The organism is Trujillonella humicola, assembly GCF_046233715.1.
Taxonomy (GTDB): domain Bacteria; phylum Actinomycetota; class Actinomycetes; order Mycobacteriales; family Geodermatophilaceae; genus Trujillonella; species Trujillonella humicola.
Map to the genome: position 1 here is coordinate 1 of NZ_JBJNRJ010000158.1, position 407 is coordinate 407.

The 407-nt window shown below is 65.8% G+C and carries 1 rRNA gene; it reads left to right on the forward strand.

Annotated elements, in window-relative coordinates:
• Window positions 1-83, forward strand: a 16S ribosomal RNA gene (locus tag ACK586_RS25540); the annotation flags it as partial.
• Window positions 84-407: the final 324 nt, after the last annotated feature.

Here is a 407-nt window from a genome sequence, read left to right on the forward strand (position 1 = left end):
AGCCGTCGAAGGCGGGATCGGCGATTGGGACGAAGTCGTAACAAGGTAGCCGTACCGGAAGGTGCGGCTGGATCACCTCCTTTCTAAGGAGCGCTAGGCGGGCCACCACGTGGTCGGTCCAGAAGCCATGCCAGGACAAGACGTGTTCTCCAGTCTCGGAGGATGCGCGGGTCGCCTGGATGGTGCTCGAGGGTGGAACGCTGACCAGTTCGGCCGGTCCGGTTCGGGCCGCTGCTAGTACGGCATTCCCACGCTTCGGTGTGGGGTGCGGGGAACGTGGTGGGTCGGTCGTGGGGTGGTCGTAGGCACGCTGTTGGGTCCTGAAGGAACGGGCTCACGTGCCGGCCGGTGGCCGGGGGTGGGGTTTCTTCGCCGGGGCCTCTTGGGATCTCGTACCACTCACTGCC